The organism is Rhodoferax sp., from assembly GCF_023701345.1.
In the GTDB taxonomy this organism is placed as follows: domain Bacteria; phylum Pseudomonadota; class Gammaproteobacteria; order Burkholderiales; family Burkholderiaceae_C; genus Rhodoferax.
In genome coordinates, this window is the sequence record NZ_JAMPXE010000007.1 from 17,700 (window position 1) to 32,459 (window position 14,760).

Annotated in this window: 13 protein-coding genes; 7 read left to right on the plus strand and 6 right to left on the minus strand. The window is 60.0% G+C overall.

The annotated features are described in order from the left end of the window. Positions 1–37: 37 nt before the first annotated feature. The 6 genes from NDI87_RS02000 to NDI87_RS02025 all read left to right on the plus strand — a co-directional run bounded on the left by NDI87_RS02000 (position 38) and on the right by NDI87_RS02025 (position 4,123). Entirely contained in the window at positions 38–382 is a 345-nt protein-coding gene (locus NDI87_RS02000) for a ferritin family protein (protein ID WP_296273126.1), read from the plus strand. Positions 383–498: 116 nt separating this feature from the next. Continuing rightward, positions 499–906, plus strand: coding sequence for a PRC-barrel domain-containing protein (locus NDI87_RS02005; protein ID WP_296273127.1), 408 nt, complete (start codon positions 499–501; stop codon positions 904–906). A 224-nt stretch (positions 907–1,130) separates the two neighbouring features. Beyond that, entirely contained in the window at positions 1,131–1,337 is a 207-nt protein-coding gene (locus NDI87_RS02010; RefSeq protein WP_296273128.1) for a hypothetical protein, read from the plus strand. Between the two features lie 74 nt (positions 1,338–1,411). Beyond that, positions 1,412–1,816: a hypothetical protein gene (locus NDI87_RS02015; RefSeq protein WP_296273129.1), complete on the plus strand. Its 405-nt coding sequence runs from the start codon at positions 1,412–1,414 to the stop codon at positions 1,814–1,816. A 78-nt stretch (positions 1,817–1,894) separates the two neighbouring features. Continuing rightward, positions 1,895–2,410, plus strand: coding sequence for a hypothetical protein (locus NDI87_RS02020; RefSeq protein ID WP_366028168.1), 516 nt, complete (start codon positions 1,895–1,897; stop codon positions 2,408–2,410). 102 nt (positions 2,411–2,512) lie between these two features. Continuing rightward, on the plus strand, positions 2,513–4,123 hold the full coding sequence (locus NDI87_RS02025) for an AarF/UbiB family protein (protein ID WP_296273130.1): 1,611 nt from the start codon (positions 2,513–2,515) through the stop codon (positions 4,121–4,123). On the opposite strand, the gene NDI87_RS02030 is transcribed toward NDI87_RS02025, so the two are convergent. Genes NDI87_RS02030 through NDI87_RS02040 form a run of 3 tightly spaced genes read right to left on the minus strand, consistent with a single transcriptional unit; the run spans position 4,108 to position 8,773 of the window. After that, on the minus strand, positions 4,108–4,512 hold the full coding sequence (locus NDI87_RS02030; RefSeq protein ID WP_296273131.1) for a response regulator: 405 nt from the start codon (positions 4,510–4,512) through the stop codon (positions 4,108–4,110). The genes NDI87_RS02025 and NDI87_RS02030 overlap by 16 nt on opposite strands. Before the next feature lies 1 nt (position 4,513). Then, a complete protein-coding gene (locus NDI87_RS02035) occupies positions 4,514–7,666 on the minus strand; it encodes a response regulator (protein ID WP_296273132.1) in 3,153 nt (1,050 codons plus the stop codon). A 45-nt stretch (positions 7,667–7,711) separates the two neighbouring features. Then, on the minus strand, positions 7,712–8,773 hold the full coding sequence (locus tag NDI87_RS02040; RefSeq protein WP_296273133.1) for an HD domain-containing phosphohydrolase: 1,062 nt from the start codon (positions 8,771–8,773) through the stop codon (positions 7,712–7,714). A 285-nt stretch (positions 8,774–9,058) separates the two neighbouring features. On the opposite strand from NDI87_RS02040, the gene NDI87_RS02045 reads away from it, so the two are divergent. Continuing rightward, a complete protein-coding gene (locus NDI87_RS02045) occupies positions 9,059–9,442 on the plus strand; it encodes a DUF302 domain-containing protein (protein ID WP_296273134.1) in 384 nt (127 codons plus the stop codon). Between the two features lie 11 nt (positions 9,443–9,453). On the opposite strand, the gene NDI87_RS02050 is transcribed toward NDI87_RS02045, so the two are convergent. Genes NDI87_RS02050 through NDI87_RS02060 form a run of 3 tightly spaced genes read right to left on the minus strand, consistent with a single transcriptional unit; the run spans position 9,454 to position 14,731 of the window. Beyond that, entirely contained in the window at positions 9,454–10,023 is a 570-nt protein-coding gene (locus NDI87_RS02050; RefSeq protein ID WP_296273135.1) for a chemotaxis protein CheB, read from the minus strand. Further along, the gene (locus NDI87_RS02055; protein WP_296273136.1) at positions 10,020–11,690 is read right to left on the minus strand and encodes a PAS domain-containing sensor histidine kinase; all 1,671 of its coding nucleotides are present in this window, start codon (positions 11,688–11,690) and stop codon (positions 10,020–10,022) included. The genes NDI87_RS02050 and NDI87_RS02055 overlap by 4 nt, the downstream gene beginning before the upstream one ends. Then, complete coding sequence (locus NDI87_RS02060) at positions 11,687–14,731, minus strand: chemotaxis protein CheB (RefSeq protein WP_296273137.1); 3,045 nt, start codon at positions 14,729–14,731, stop codon at positions 11,687–11,689. The genes NDI87_RS02055 and NDI87_RS02060 overlap by 4 nt, the downstream gene beginning before the upstream one ends. Positions 14,732–14,760 lie beyond the last annotated feature (29 nt).

Sequence of the window (14,760 nt, forward strand, 5' to 3'; positions counted from 1 at the left end):
GCAACTCGCGTCTGCGCCACACACCAGGAGAACACCCATGCCAAGTTTCGGATCACCCTTTTCAGGCCTCGCCAACGACAGAAAACTCAAGCCGGAAGAGCTCGTCAGAGCCATCCGTTTCATGGTGGCATCCGAATATGAGGCCACCCAGCTGTACATGCAGCTGGCCGAGTCCACCGACCATCCGCTGGCGATTCAGGTGCTCACGGAGATTGCCAACGAGGAACTCGTCCACGCCGGCGAGTTCCTCAGGCTGCTGCATGAGCTGGCGCCAGAAGAGGCGAAACTTTACGCCAAAGGCGCCAAAGAGGTTGAAGAAAAAAACGAAAAATGGCATGGCAAGGCCAAGCCTGAAGCGCCTGCGCAAAAGCCGGCCAAATGATTCAGACTGGGTGCGTTGACGAACAGATTGAATACGGTCTCGTTCCTATTCTCAAAGGGCAGGTCGAGCAATTGATGCTGCTTTTGATTCACAACAACTCTTTAAGGAAAATTCCCATGAACTACGAAACCACTGAAACCACCCTCATGCAGACGGCTGACATCGTTGACGGACCAGGCCCTGCCTTCATGTCGGCCACCTCGCTGATTGGCGATGACGTTTACAACCTGCAGGACGAAGATCTGGGCGACGTCAAGGAAATCATGCTGGACATGCGCACGGGCAAGGTCACTTATGCCGTGTTGTCTTTCGGCGGATTCCTCGGCATGGGCGAAAAGCTCTTTGCCGTGCCATGGGCAGCACTCAAGCTCGACCCCGCGAACAAACGCATGATCCTGGACGTCAGCAAGGAACGCCTTGAAAGTGCACCGGGCTTTGACAGTGACAACTGGCCCAACATGGCAGACCCGGAATGGGCGAGCGGCATTCACACTTACTACGGCACCACATCCAGCCCCTATTAAATGAACGCCATGGCCATGCGCTGAATTTGACAGCGCATGGCCAACATGAAAAGCGGTGCGTCGTTGACGTGCGCGCCAGCCAGAACGATCGGTAGCCGGGTGCGAGGGCCTGTTTCGGGTTCTATGCTCTTTGAGGGTGCGCTGTCACACAGACATTGGCAGGATCATGACGTAAATTCATGGCATAGGCAAAGAAGTCACATTCTGATTTATTGGAGAAATTTATGAAAACCCTGCTTTCCATGACGGTCGGTGCCGCCTCTGTGTTCACCAGCGGTGTGGCGCTGGCGCAGAGCGGAACCATGATGGGCGGTGGCAACTCTGGCTTCGGCTGGATGGGTGGCTACGGCGGCGGTGCCTGGATGCCGCTCCTGCTTATTGTTGTCGTCATTGCCCTTGTGGTCTTGATTGTCCGGCGCAAAGACAAGTAACTGGTTTGAAGTCGCGCTGTCGAACAGACATGAAACCCTTCTTTAACGCTCGACGAACCCGGTACTCCGCTGCCGTGATGCTGTTCGTCTGGCTGATGTCATTGGGGGTTGGCATAGCGAACGCGTGTCTGCTCCAGCAAGACCAAGGATCTCGCGACTATTTCACTTCGGGGATTGACCTTACAGCGCTTCCTGAGCGCCATGCGGAGCCGAAACACTTCGCCACGAGAGCCGTTCTTTCTGAAGAAAACACATCTTCACCAGAAAAAGTAACATGCCTGCACTTTTGTGCGGCGGAGCAAAGCACCCTGGTCTCAGACCACTTGGTCGGACTCGTTCACCTGGATCTTGTACCCGTCTTGTTTTTGACCGGATTGCTGGTGCCGGCGACAGATCAGACCTCGTCGCCGCAGGCGTTCGCTAACCCGGCTTGGTCGGAGCCACCCGTCTCCATCCGCTATTTGCGGCTCACTATTTGACATTTCCTCATCAGGCCTTTTGCCGAGCGGGTTGAACCGCCTGGCAGTGGGTCTGCATCTGCTTCGGGACAAGTTTTTGTGTCGGAGCCACTCTTTCGTTTCCTTAATTTTCTTATTTCTTCATTGGAGTTAACCATGTCACACCTTCGCCAAACCGTTCTTGCTATTGCACTTACTACTGCTGCCATCGGCGCATCGGCGCAAACCGATGCACAGCAACAGCAGCATAAACAGCATCAAGCCAACATATTAGCTACCGAGCAGGCTACCCCTGCCGCACAAGGCGCTTCGGCGGCCACCCCAGCCAGCGCCGAGATGATGACCGCCATGGATGCAAAGATGAAAGCCATGGGCGAGATGCACCAAAAAATGATGGCCGCCAAGACACCGAAAGAGAAAAAGGCACTGATGGCCGAGCACATGAAGAGCATGCAGGAGGGCATGAAGATGATGGGCATGATGGGTGGAGCCGGCATGGCCGACATGCCGGGCAACATGGGCCAACATCACCAGATGATGGAAAAACGCATGGCCATGATGGAAGCCATGATGCAGATGATGATGGACCGGATGGCAGCGCCTGCTGCCAACTAAAGACTTCAACACCATCAGACGTGACCATGCAGAGCTTCAGAAGCCATCAATTGTGTTCGGTCATTTCAGATTGATCTTGAGCATCTGATCCAGGAGAACTGCATGGCTGTATTGATCGACATCAAGACGACGAAAATGCGCGCATTGCCGCGACTGATGCAAATCATGCGTGTGCTCGCCAAGCACAAGTTTCTGGGCGCCCTGTTTGGCCGGGGACATTGGCCGGCACCGACCGCGGTACGCGAAGCGCTGGAGGAACTGGGCGTCGTCTTTCTCAAGTTTGGACAGGTGCTTGCGATGCGGCGTGACCTGCTGCCAGCCGCCTACACCCGAGAGTTGGAGCAACTGCACGATCAGTTGCCGGCGATGCGCTTTGCCGCGGTGCGCGCGAAGGTCGAAAGCGAGCTTGGCGCTCCGTTGACGACGTTGTTCTCCTCGTTCGCTGAAGAGCCCATTGGCGCCGCCACCATTGCCCAGGTGCACGAAGCGACCCTGCTGGACGGGCGACATGTGGCTGTGAAAGTGCAGCGGCCTGGCCTGATCGCGAAGATCGCCACTGATATGGCGGCATTGAATTACCTGGTGGCGCTCGGAGAAAGGCTGTTTCCGCGTCTGCGCGCACTGGTTCTGCCCATTGTGGTGCGTGAATTTGCGATCAGTTTGAACCGGGAAACTGATTTCAATCGTGAAGCGCATTCGGTCGTGCTCTATCGCACCGCCATGGCAGATTTTCCGGACCTGTGGATACCCGATGTCGTGATGGAGTGTTCGAACGGTGCCGTGCTCACCCTGGAGTTTTCGCCTGGTGAACGCATTGATTATTACGCCAAGCAGCATCCGGAGGCGATGTCGCGCTCGATGAACACCCTGGTCACACTGATGCTGCAAACCATCTTCGAAGAAGGCCTGTTTCACGCCGACCCGCATCCGGGTAATGTTTTCGTCCTGCCCGACGGGCGGCTCTCGCTGCTGGATTTCGGCAATACGGGTGAGCTTGACGAGCCGATGCGCGAATCGCTGACGCTGCTGCTCGGTGCGGTGGTCCATGGCGATGCCCGGGCCGCCACCGAAGCCTATCTTGAAATGGCGCCCGGAAGTGAAAATGTCAATCGGGCGGCACTGCTGGCGGACATCAAGGCCGTGCTCTACGCCATCCGCCGGACCAATCTGGCCGATGTTTCAGTTGGGGACGCCTTTGAATCGCTGCTGCGCGCCGGAAGCCGCAACGGGGTACACAACCCTGCCGAGTTTGTCCTGCTGGCACGGGCTTTCATCATCCTGGAGTCGATGATTGCCAAACTCGCGCCTGAACACAATTACATGGGATCGTTTCGTGAAGAGATTTCGCGCCTGACTGCGCAGCATTTCTCACCGGAGCGATTGAAGGGCAACACCGTCAAGCTGGCGCGCGACATGGAGCGCTTCATCATGGACGCCCCCGGCGACACGCGCCGCGTCCTGCGCCGCATCGCCGAAGGTGATCTCGGTCGACTCCCCGGGCTGGAAGCCTTGGGCGGTCGTTTTAGCCGTAATCTCGAGCGACTCACGAGTGCCATCGCATTTGCGGCCCTCGTGATCGGCGGCTCCATGCTGCTGCTCAGTCCGATGGACGGCTGGCACCATGTTCTCGGTGAGATCATGGTTGTCAGTGGTGTTCTCGGCATGGTCTTCACCGCCATTGCGGCATTGCGTCACGACTATGGGCAGCGCTGAGTTTGACTTTCGGAAGGCACCTGTGCAGTTGTTGTCAGCCGGGCGGTGAGGGCCAGCAGTTCCTGATAGCGCAGGGGTTTGGCGATGTAGCCGTCGCAGCCGGCGGCCTCCATGTTTTCCCGGTCGCCGTTCATGGCCAATGCCGTCAAGGCCACGATCTTGATGTCGCGGGTGGCGGCATCGGCCTTGAGCAGGCGCGTGGCGGTCAGGCCATCCATGCCGGGCAGCTGGATGTCCATCAAGATCAGTTCGGGATGGTGTTGCCGCGCCAGCGCCAGACCGGTCTCGGCATCGACCGCCTGCAACACCTCATGCGCCGCCTTTTGCAGCAGAAAAACCGCCAGCTTCATGTTGGTCGGGTTGTCTTCGATGATCAGCACGCGCGCCATGTCAGGACCTCCCGCTGCTCATGGCGCGGCGCACTTCGCTGATAAAACGGCCATGGTTGAATTCGGATTTTTCCAGCACCTTGAGCACATTGCCGTTGAGACGCACGCGATCTTCATGCGTGATCTGCTTGGCCGTGACAACGACAACCGGAATGCTGGCCGTGCTCGCTTCGTCCTTGAGGGCCTCCACCACTTCAAAGCCGTTGACCTCGGGCATCATCAAGTCCAGCACAATCAAATCCGGCAGCTGTTTGCGTGCCGTCTCGATGCCTTCCTTGCCACCAAAGGCCGACAGCACGCGGTAGCCCGCGGCATCCAGCTGGGTGCCCAGCAATTGAACCGCTTTGGGGTCGTCGTCCACCACCAGCACGGTGCGCTGCGCCGCGCCCGGGGTGGCAAAGCCGATGGCGTCGAGCGCGTGCATCATGTCTTCGCGGCGCACCGGCTTTTGCAGCACCTGGGAGGCGCCCAGCGACAAGCCGCGGTTGCTGTCGGCCACGATCGAGACCATCACCACCGGCACGTTTGAGAACAGTGGCTGCTGCTTGAAACGCTCCAGAAACTCCCAGCCATCCATGCCCGGCAACAAGATATCGAGGGTGATGAGGTCCGGGCGTTCCTGCCTGGCCAGTTCCAGCGCCGCCTCGGCGCTGACGGCACGCACGATGCGAAAGCCCGCGCCCTCCAACTGCAGGCGCAGCAGTTCGGCGGCTTTGTCGTCGTCCTCAATCACCAGCACCAGGGGCGCAATGGCAGCACCGGCGGGTGCGGCCGGCCTCAACGTTACACCGGCGGGCGCCGGGCTGGTACTGGCTGGTGCGACTTGGTCTGTTTGCTCGCGCCAGGGCAGCAGAACGGTGAAGGTGCACCCCTGGCCCGGGGTGCTGTGCAGGGTTACCGTGCCGCCGTGCAGTTCGGTCAGGCGCTTGACCATGGCCAGCCCCAGCCCGGTGCCTTCGTGGCGGCGCGCCAGGCTGCTGTCAATTTGCATGAACGGCTGGAACAGGCGGCTCTGGTCGGCGGCGCTGATGCCAATGCCGGTGTCACTGACGGCCAGCTCCAGGTCGCTCGCCAAGCCGTCACCCGACACGGCGGCGCGCGCGACGCGGCGTGCCGTGAGGCGCACGCTGCCACCGTTGGGGGTGAACTTGACGGCGTTGGAGAGCAGGTTGTAAATGATCTGCTTGAGCTTGCGCTCGTCGGCCAATATCTCGCCCAGACCGGGCGCCACCTCGGCGCTCAGCTTCAGGCGGTGTGCCATGGCTTTTTCCTTGACCACCAGCAGGCTGGCCTGCACCAGCGGCTCGACTTCCAGCGCTTCGAGCTCCAGCGTCATCTTGCCGGCCTCCACTTTGGACAAATCCAGGATGTCGTTGATGAGCGCCAGCAGGTGGTTGCCGCTGTCGAAAATGTCCTTGACAAATTCCTTTTGATCGGCGTTGAGTTCACCGCTCAAACCATCCTTGAGCACTTCAGAGAAACCGATGATGGCGTTGAGCGGGGTGCGCAGCTCATGCGACATGTTGGCCAGAAACTCGGACTTCATGCGGCTGCTTTCCTGCAGGCGCTGATTTTTGATCTCGATTTCTTCGCTGCTGGCGCGCAACTGTTGGGCCATCAGCTTGAGGTCGTCAAACTGGCGCAGGTTGTGCAGTGCCACCCCCAACTGGGCGGCCAGCCGCTGCAGGAAGGCCCGGTCGGCGTCCTGCAGCGGCTGGCTGGCCGCCAGCACCAGCACGGCCAGGCATTGCCCCAGGTGTTGCACCGGCAGCATCAGCACCTGGGCCGGCACAAAGTCGGCCACGCCGGTTTGCAGCGTCAGTTGGGCGCTGTCGAGCACTGTCAGTTGGCCACTTTGGGCAGCTTGCCCGAGCAGGCCCTCGCCCAAGGCGAAGGCACGTGGCACCTCCGCACCCAGCGCGTGTGCGGCTTCGCATTGAAAACGGCCGCGCCATTCGTCAAAAGCGTACAAGGCCGAGACCGGAAACGGATGCTGCGCGGCCAGCAGGGCCAGCAGCCCGTCGAACACCCGGGCGCGCTCAAAGCTGCTTGAAAACAGTGCCAGCGCTTTGCCCTGGGTGTCGTCATACAGGGCGGCGGCGCGCAACTGGCGCTCGGTTTGCTTGAAGGCCGTGACATCCACATTGACGGAGACGGCGCCGGTGAGACGCCCGGTCTCGTCGCGCAGTGGCATGGTGTGGTTGGTGATGGTTTTGCGCGTGCCGTCAAAACAGCCAATGTCCACCAGCTCATCACGAATGGTTTCACCGCTGCGCAGGGTGCGCGCCAGCGCCCAGTCCTGGGCTGCCAGGCGCTTGCCGCTGTCGGGCCACCAGCCCACATAGTCCCCATAGTCCTGCAGGCCCACGTGGTGCTCACCGCTCCAGATGCGTTGCGCGGCCGGGTTGATCTGGTTGACCTGGCCACTGGCATCGGCCACCAGCACCCCCACCGGCAACAGCTCCAGAATCTGCTTGGTTTGCCGTTCATTGGCACGCCGGCTGGCCTCTTCGGCAAGCCGGCGCTGCATTTCGCGGCGGGTGCGCCAGGTCAGCAGCAGCATGATGGCCACGGCCAGCGCCGCCAGCAACGCGCCAATGCCCAGGGCGCGCTGCGCGCTGCGCTCGACTTTGTCGGAGCGCTCGGCCAGCAGCTTGCGCTCGGAGGCAATCATGTCGTCAACCAACTGCGTGCTCTCTTCGACCACCTGCGCCGAGGCGCCGGAACTCACATAAGCACGCACAGCCTCCAGGCCTTGCGTGCGAAAGATTCGCTGATTTTGATCGATCAGCAGCAGGGTCCGTTTGACCAGGCGGCCAAGCCGTTCCAGGGTCGCCGCCTGGCTTGGGTTGTAGGCGGTGAGTTGCTTGAGGAGGCCCAGACGCCGCTGCACGTCGGCCTCCAGATTGGCCCGATCTGCCAGGAAGAGCTCGTTGCCGGTAAGCAGGTAGATGCGCTGGCCCGACACAATGGTCTGCAGGCCGTTGGTCACGCCGTTGAGCGTTTCAATCACCTCATGGGTGTGATTGACCCAGTCCAGGTTGTTACGGTAGTCATCAACGGTGCGGTACATCAACGCACCGACCAGCAGCAACACCAGCAGGCTGCCCAAAACCCCCCCAATCAACCGGGCTTGCAGGGAAAACTGTTTCATCACAAGTTCCTTTGGCATTGTCTGCTGGCACCCGGGCGGGTGCGCTCAGGTATCGGCATGCTGGTCATAAATGGCGGCGAAATGGTCCGCCTCCCGCTCGAAACAGGCCAGCACTTGCGGATCGAAATGGCCGGGCTGGACCCGGCCGTCGCCCTGCGAGATGATCTGGCAGGCGCGCGCATGGTCAAACGGGGGCTTGTAGGGCCGCCGACTGCGCAGCGCGTCGTACACGTCACAGATTTGCATCAGGCGCGCGGCCAGCGGGATGGCTTCGCCCTTGAGGCCGTTCGGATAGCCGCTGCCGTCCCAGTGTTCATGGTGGTTGAGGGCGATGTCATGGCCCATGCGGGTGTAGGGCGAGCTGGTGCCGGCCAGAATGGCGGCGCCCAGCGCGCTGTGGCTGCGCATGATGTCCCACTCGGACGCGCTCAGCGGGCCGGGCTTGAACAGGATATGGTCCGGAATGCCGATCTTGCCCACATCGTGCATCGGGCTGGCCAGGAAAATGGTCTCCTGATAGTCGGTCGGCATGTGCAGCGCCCGGGCCAGTGCCCGGCAGTAATGGCTGATGCGGCGCACATGGTGGCCGGTTTCCTCGTCCTTGTGTTCAGCCGCGCGCACCAAGGTGAAGATGGTGTCGCGACTGGCAGCATAAAGCTCGGCGGTGCGCTGCTGCACCTGCTCTTCGAGCAGGCGGTTGTGGTTGACCAGAAAGTCGCCATACTCCTTGAGCCGAAGCAAGTTGCGCACCCGCACGTTGAGTTCGGCGCGGTCAAACGGTTTGGACAGAAACTCTTCAGCACCCGCTTCCAGGGCGAGCTGCCTGGTCGCCCGGTCGTCCAGTGAGGTCACCACAATGATGGGTATTTGCCGGGTGCGGGCATCGGCCTTGAGCCGCTTGGTGGCCTCGTAACCATCCATCTCCGGCATCAGCAGGTCGAGCAGGATCAGGTCGGGCGGCTGCGCTACGGCGAGGGCCAGCGCATCTTGGCCATTGCGGGCCGCGACGGTGGCATACCCCTCGGCATGCAGCAAGGACTCGAGTAATTTGACGTTGCGCGCCTCGTCATCCACGACAAGGATGTTGGCGGTTTTTATTTCCGGCATGGTGGTCGACCCTTCGTTTTCTTTTTTTTTATTTTATTTTGGCAAACTTGATATAAATCAATGTTTATGCCATAAACCCACTTGCTGTGTGGGCCTATTTTGCAGCATAACCGGCAGCGTGGCGGGGCGGTCCGGATAAGCCCTGGGGACCCTTCACATTTTGACTCTATGTGTCATGAATCGCACAGACCATCGTTACTGGAAAGCTCAAAATGACCCATCAGTCAAGTCAGGCTGTCAGTCTGTCACAAAGACCGGCCATTCACACCAGAAAGAGGTACTTTCATGTATTACATCGCTCCAAGCAACAAGACCTTTATCCAGGCCAGCACCGACCTTGAGGCCGCCGTGTTGCGCCACGGTTTCGGCGTGCTGCATATTCATGACCTGGGCGCCACGCTGCGCAGCAAAGGCATTGCATTTGAAGAGGAATGCAAGGTGTTCGAGGTCTGCAATCCAGCGCAGGCGGCCAAAGTTCTATCCGTCGATATGCGACTGAACATGGCCTTGCCGTGTCGCATCTCGGTGTTTACGGAAGAAGGTCACACCAGGATCGGCCTGATCCGGCCTGTCCCCATGCTGATGGCCTTGTCACAGGATGCCACGCTGCTGCAGGTTGCCGCAGAGGTTGAGGGAAAAATGCTGCAGATGGTTGACGAGGCGAAATAATATTCGAAACCTTAGCGCACACTGCGTGCAATGCGCACAATCTGCCTGGCAATGTCTTCAGGTGACAGCACAAAATCAATGCAGCCGGTGTCGATGGCGCTCTCGGGCATGGCGGGCTGACCCGCCGTGTCGGGTTTTTGCGCGATGGTGACACCGCCAATTTCCTTGATGCCGCACAGCGCGGCAGCGCCGTCGCCGTCATAACCAGAGACAATCACAGCAATCAGTTGGCCGTCCCAGCAGGCCGTGAGGGATTTCAGAAAAACGGTGATCACGTCAGGCCAGCCGCGCGGCTTGGAGATCGGCCTCAGTTGAAAAGCTTCGCCGTCCACATGCAAATCACGATTGGCCGGGATGATGAACACATGGTTGGGCTCGATGATCAGGTTCTCGGTGATCAGTTCCACCGGCATGTGCGTAAAGCGAGGCAACACCTCGTGCAAATAGGTCGGAAACAGGGTGATGTGGTTGACGATCACAATCGCCACACCCATGTCAGCGGGCATGTTTTTCAACAGCCGGGTGTAGGCATCCAGCCCGCCGGCGGAGCCGCCGACACAAACAATGGGAAAGTTTTTCATGGCGCTTGCACCCCCATGGCAAGCCCCTCATCGAGCGCCGACAGAAATTCGTTGACCTTGATCGGCTTGGTGATATAGCGGTAAAAGCCGGCGGACAAACCCCTTTCAACGTCACGCGGCATGGCATTGGCGCTCAGCGCCAGCACCGGAATGTGCCGGGTGGCCGGGTCAGCCTGCAGCAACTGGAGGACTTCAAGGCCGCTGATGTCTGGCAGGTTGATGTCCATGACCACCACGTCAGGTGCCAGGCTGCGCGCCATGGTCATGCCGCGCATGGCATCTGGCGCGCCAAGCAGGCGCAGATCCGGGCGCGCCGCCAGCAGTTGGGCCATCAAGGCGATGTTGTCCGGGTTGTCTTCTACGTAAAGCACCGTGCGCTGTATTGGACTGTGCTGCGGTGTTGGCGCTGGCGTGGACAGCGTCGCTCGCGCTGTACTGACCGGTTCAGCTTCGGCAAGCTGCAACTCAAACCAGAACACGCTGCCCTCACCTTCCCTGCTCTGCACCCCCATCTCGCCGCCCATGGACTGGATCAGCCGCTGACTCACCACCAGGCCGATACCGGTGCCTTTGGTGCTGCCAGCTTCCTGCCCCAGCCGGTTGAAGGGCTGGAACAACTGGGCGAGCTTTTGCTTCGACAAGCCCGGCCCCGAATCGCGCACATTGATGCGCAGGCGTCCGGCTGCGGGGCTGTCACAAGTCACCGCGACCGAACCACCGTTCTGGTTGTACTTGATGGCATTGGACAGCAGATTGATGATCACCTGCTTGAGCCGCGTCGGGTCGGCCTGGACGCTGCAAGTGACGGGTAATTTCGGGAAACTGATGCGGACAGCGCGGTCTGTCGTCAAGGGCTCGATCAGGGTCTGGCAATCCTGCAGCACGGCGCCCAAAGCCACGGCTTCCATGGACAGCGCCGCATGGCCCGACTCGATCGAAGCCAGGTCCAGAATGTCGTTGATCAGCGCCAGCAAATACCAGCCGCCTTTGAGAATCTGGTCCAGGCTGGCCTGCTGGTTCGGTGTCGGCGGCGGCGTGCCCGATTCCATGAGCTGGGCAAAGCCCAGAATGGCATTCAAGGGCGAGCGCAGTTCGTGGCTCATGCTCGACAAAAATTCCGATTTGGCCAGGTTGGCCCGGTCGGCCTGCTGCTTGGCCAGCTCCAGGTTTGTATTGGTCTCGCGCAAAGCCTCGTCTAGACGCTTGCGTTCAGAGATGTCGGTCATGATCACACGCAAGGCGGGCGCATCAGAACCGTCCTGCACCGCACTCACAATGAACCTGACCCACAGCATGACGCCATCGTTTTGCAACACCTGCAGTTCGCAGCTTTGGGCTTGCCCGGTTTCCAGCAATTGCCGACGGCATTGGTAGTAGCTGTCTTGATGCGCCTTGACAATGAAACGGCTCAAGGGCCGCTTGACCAGCGTACTGCGGGCGATACCCAGCAGCGTGGCAGCACTCAGATTGGCTTGCACAATCAGGCCATCCGCCGCCACCGTGAGGTAACCCACCGGGGCCAGGTCATACAGGTCGAAATAGCGCGCATGCGACAACTCGAGCGCCAATTGCGCCCGTCGCAATTCCTCATTTTGCAATTGCAGCTCAATCTGGTGCACCTGCAGGTCGTGCATCAACTGCTCGGTCGTGAGCGCGTCGTGGCTCATGGCTGTGGCGCTCCGTCAGCCACCGTCTCGACATCGCTGGCCCGTTCGGTCGTGGCGATGGCGTCCACCTTGCCGGCGCCATCAAGCAAGGCGGTGGCGGTCAGTGACACCTTGAGACTGCGGCCATCCTTGGTCAGACGCTGGGTCTGAACCGGGGCCAGCGTCTGCCCCTGGCTGAGTTGGCGCACCTGGTTCAGGGCGATGGCTTGCAGCGCTTTGGGGATACGGTCGCTCACATGGAGCCGCAAGGCCTCGGTTTCGGACCAGCCATACAACTGTTCGGCGCCCGGATTCCAGGCAATGATGCGGCCGTCCAGCGCCTGCACGGTAATGGCGTCGTGCGCATCATGCACCACCACGGCCAGACGCAACAGCGCATTGACTTTTTGCAGCGCCTCACGCGTCCGCCGGACCTCGGTCACATCGACAAAGGTCACCACCGCACCCTCGATCACGTTGTCCAGCGTGCGATAGGGCAGGATGCGCAGGGTGTAGCTCTTGCCGTCAGCCGTTTGCACCTCGGCCTCTTTCGGAATCAGGGTTTTGAGCACCGCCTGCACGTCCGCCACCAGGCTGGTGTAGCCCACCAGGTTGCTCACAATATGCGCCACCGGGCGGCCCACGTCGCTCAGAATCAGGTTGATGATCTGGCTGGCCGCCGGGGTAAAGCGCAGGATGCGCAGGCTGTGGTCAACAAAAACCGTCGCAATACCGGTGCCTGCCAGCAGGTTGTTCATGTCGTTGTTGACGCGTGACAAATCACCCACCTTGGTTTGCAGTTCGGTGTTGACGGTGCTCAACTCCTCGTTGATCGACTGCATTTCTTCTTTGGACGTTTCCAGTTCCTCGTTGGTGCTTTGCAGCTCTTCATTGACCGACTGCATTTCTTCGTTGCTTGATTTAAGCTCCTCATTGGTCGTTTCCAGCTCTTCGTTGATGGCGCGCAGGTACTCTTCCTTGGCTAGCAGCTCGTCATGGAGTTCCGCAATCTGGGCGCTGGCATCCAGTCGCAGCTTGTCGCTGCCACTGGCTGTGCTGCTGGCAGGCAGGACCGACGGCGGCGCCGCGATGGTGGCCAGATTCTCCGGCGCCTGCTCCAGCAGCACCAGGAACAAGGGCGACTCCAGCGCCGCCGCCGGTCCTCCCAGCACCGGGCAAACGCTCAAATTCACCAGCGTGAAGTGACCGTTGGTCTTGACGCGCACCCCCGCGGCGCGCACGGTATCGCGGCTGGCGGCGGCTTTGTGCAAGCTCACCGTGAGGTCGCGCCGCAATCCTTCACGCGCCATTTTCAGCATGTTATTGATACTGGCCTCACCCGGTGTAGGTTCCAGGTACATGCCGGCGCGTCCATGCAGGTAAAGAATGTCGCCCTGGCTGTTGACCAGCGCAGCGACCAGCGTCAGTTGCTGCAACAGGGTTTGTTCGGTGAGCTCACGCAGGGAGAGCTTGGCAAGGTTTGACGTTTTGTCGGTGCTTGGCAACTGCGTCATGTTTTTGTCCATCAACGGCGGCAAAAACCGGCCCAGGGCAGCGCGCTGGGCACCCTGAAAATCTTCCTTGCGCTGGTAAATCTTGGCCTTGCGCTCCAATACGGCAAACAGATCACCCTGCTCTCCGGCGGACTCCGAGGAGCCTAAAAACAGCCTGCCGCCAGGCTGCAGGGCATAGTGGAACAGCGAGATCAACTTTTTTTGCAACTCTGCGCTCAGGTAAATCAGGAGGTTGCGGCAACTGATCAGGTCGAGCTTTGAAAATGGCGGGTCCTTGATCACGTCTTGCTCCGAGAACACCAGCAGATCGCGAATGCCTTTGTGTACCCGGTAGGCGCTGCCGTCAGGCACCAGCGTAAAAAATCTTGCCAGGCGTTCAGGCGTCACATGATCGGCAATGCTGGCCGGGTATACGCCCGCGCGGGCCACGGCTATGGCGCGACTGTCGATGTCGGTCGCAAACACCTGTACCTTGTAGCTGGTCTTGAGCCATTCAAGCCGTTCCTGCAGCAGGATGGCAATCGAATAAGCTTCTTCGCCGGTGGAACAACCGGTGCACCAGACACGCACCGCGCTGCTCACCGCTTTGCCCTCAAACAGCTTGGGAATGACCTTTTCCTCCAGCGCAGCAAAGGCCTCGGGGTCGCGGAAAAAATTGGTGACACCAATCAGCAGATCATTGAACAAGGCTTGAACTTCCAGCGGGGTTTGCTGCAGGTACTTGGCATAGCTGACCATTGACTCAATCTGGTGCACTGCCATGCGGCGCTCAATGCGACGATGAATGGTGCTGGGCTTGTATTGCGAAAAGTCGTGCCCGGTCTGGGCGCGCAGCAAGACAAATATTTTTTTCAGGACATTGCCACTCATTGGTAACGGTGCGCTGGCGGGGTGCGGCGGTCGGCCAAAGGCATGCGCGACGTAAGCCATGAGTTGCGCCGCCATTTCGGCCGGTGGCAGCTCAAAGTCCACCAGGCCGGTGGCCAGCGCGCTTTGCGGCATACCGTCAAATTCAGCGGAGGCCGGGCTTTGCACCATCACCATGCCGCCTTCACCCTTGATCTCGCGCACCCCCTGGGTGCCGTCGCTGCCGGTGCCCGAGAGCACGACACCAATGGCGCGCTCCTGCTGGTCAGAAGCCAGGGACGCGAACAAAAAGTCGATCGGCAAGCGGTGCCCGCGCGGCGCGACGGGCTCCAGCAACTGCAGCGTTCCATTGAGAAAAGCCATGTCCCGATTGGGTGGAATGATGTACACGCAGTTAGCCTGCACCGCCACGCCATCGACCACTTCAAATACCTGCATTCGGGTGCGCCGCTGGATCAATTCAGTGAGCAGGCTTTTGTGGTCGGGGTCAAGGTGCTGCACCAGCACAAAGGCCATGCCGGGATCGACATCACTGGGCATGCCCGAGAAAAACGCCTCAATGGCCGCCAGGCCACCCGCCGAAGCTCCGATGCCGATGATGGGAAATAGCTGGGGACCAGGCTGCGCCACGCTGTCGCGAGTGACAGCCTCTTTGGCTTTGATTTTTGGGCGCGTGGCCATAAGATTCTCCAGTGTCAGACCCGACGGCC